The following is a 1,907-nucleotide window of genomic DNA, read 5'->3' as shown; positions in this document are numbered from 1 at the left end:
GCCCGCAGCCGAACGGGGGTTTAGGGGCGCGGGGAACTGCGCGATCAGCCGCCCACCGGGCCGCGGACGAACCCCGGGCCGAGTAGGGGCGCGGGGAACTGCGTGGCGCGGCCCGAGTAGCACCCGTAGCCCGCGTACGCGGAACATGGCACCCGGTCCGCGGACCTCCGCGGCGCGCGGACCGGGGCCGATCAGAGGGCGGCGGTCGCCGCCGAGTGGGCGTCCATGCGCTCCGCCGCCAGGATCGCCGCCGCCGTGTCCGCGCGCGAGGCGGCGACCACCAGGGCGCGCCCCGCGAGCGCGTGTGCGCGCCCGTGCAGGGCCGGCGCCGCCGCGCGGCTCAGACCCGCGTGCCGCACCGGCGGATGCCCGCCCCGCAGCCGCGCGACCTGCGCCGCGATCGCATCCCCGGCTTCGGTCAGGCCCAGTTCGTCCGTGACCGCGAGCAGCGCCGCGAGGTGCCCGGCGAGCTGGATGTCCAGCTCCTCCTCGCGGGAGCGGTGCGGAATGCGCGCGTCGGCGGCCATCGTGCTGTGCACCGACTTCGTGCGGATCGGCTCGTACATGAGATGACCTCCTTCTGACGCAGGAGGCCATCCTATCTTAGATTCTGTCTAAAGTTGAGTACGGGCCAGAACCTGGCTACATCTGGCTGTAGCCGTCCAGGAAGCTCCCGATCCGGGTCACCGCGCTCGCCAGATCCTGCGCCGAGGGAAGCGTCACGATGCGGAAGTGGTCGGGCTCGGGCCAGTTGAAGCCGGTGCCGTGCACGACCATGATCTTCTCGGCCCGCAGCAGGTCCAGGACCATCTGGCGGTCGTCCTTGACCTTGTAGACCGCCGGGTCGAGCCGCGGGAACAGGTACAGCGCGCCCTTCGGCTTCACACACGTCACGCCGGGAATCCGCGTGAGCAGGTCGTACGCCGTGTCGCGCTGCTCCAGCAGCCGCCCGCCCGGCAGCACCAGGTCCTCGATCGACTGGCGCCCGCCCAGCGCCGTGGCCACCGCGTACTGCGACGGCATGTTCGCGCACAGCCGCATGTTGGCGAGGATCGTGAGGCCCTCGATGTACGAGGAGGCGTGGGCCTTCGGGCCGCAGACCGCCATCCAGCCGGAGCGGTAACCGGCCACCCGGTAGTTCTTGGAGAGACCGTTGAAGGTCAGCACCATCAGGTCCGGGGCGATGACGGCCGTCGGTGTGTGCGTGGCGCCGTCGTAGAGGATCCGGTCGTAGATCTCGTCCGAGCAGACGATCAGGTTGTGGCGGCGGGCGATCTCGGTGAGGCCCCGCAGCATCTCGTCGTCGTAGACCGCGCCGGTCGGGTTGTTCGGGTTGATGATCACCAGCGCCTTGGTACGGTCGGTGATCTTCCGCTCGATGTCGGCGAGGTCCGGCATCCAGTCGGCCTGCTCGTCGCAGCGGTAGTGCACGGCGGTGCCGCCGGCGAGCGAGACCGAGGCGGTCCACAGAGGGTAGTCCGGGGCCGGGACCAGCACCTCGTCGCCGTCGTCGAGCAGCGCCTGCATCGACATCTGGATCAGCTCGGAGACGCCGTTGCCGAGGTAGATGTCCTCGACGTCGAGGTCGATGCCCTTGGTCTGGTAGTGCTGCATCACCGCGCGGCGCGCCGAGAGCAGGCCCTTCGCGTCGCCGTAGCCGTGCGCCCCGGAGAGGTTGCGGAGCATGTCCTCAAGGATCTCCGGCGGGCACTCGAAGCCGAACGCGGCGGGGTTGCCGGTGTTGAGCTTGAGGATGCGGTGACCTGCCGCCTCCAGCCGCATGGCTTCTTCGAGAACCGGGCCGCGGATCTCGTAACAGACATTGGCGAGCTTGGTCGACTGGATCACCTGCATGACGGTCACCTTACGGGCGCGTTTCGGGGGACGCGCGGGGTTTGCCCGTGGGG

At 70.1% G+C, this 1,907-nt stretch carries 2 protein-coding genes; both read right to left on the bottom strand.

Annotated features, from left to right (window positions below):
- Positions 1-191: 191 nt before the first annotated feature.
- Complete coding sequence (locus tag ACJA3G_RS36015) at positions 192-566, bottom strand: hypothetical protein (protein WP_406557239.1); 375 nt, start codon at positions 564-566, stop codon at positions 192-194.
- A 76-nt stretch (positions 567-642) separates the two neighbouring features.
- Entirely contained in the window at positions 643-1,854 is a 1,212-nt protein-coding gene (locus tag ACJA3G_RS36010; protein ID WP_406557238.1) for a pyridoxal phosphate-dependent aminotransferase, read from the bottom strand.
- Positions 1,855-1,907: the final 53 nt, after the last annotated feature.

The organism is Streptomyces sp. YS-3 (assembly GCF_045257485.1).
Classification (GTDB): Bacteria; Actinomycetota; Actinomycetes; order Streptomycetales; family Streptomycetaceae; genus Streptomyces.
This window is presented reverse-complemented; position numbering and strand designations above follow the sequence as displayed.

Excerpts from the sequence above, each read along its gene's own strand:
- ACJA3G_RS36015 (WP_406557239.1), bottom strand. The coding sequence starts at position 566 with ATGTACGAGCCGATCCGCACGAAGTCGGTGCACAGCACGATGGCCGCC.
- ACJA3G_RS36010 (WP_406557238.1), bottom strand. The coding sequence starts at position 1,854 with ATGCAGGTGATCCAGTCGACCAAGCTCGCCAATGTCTGTTACGAGATC.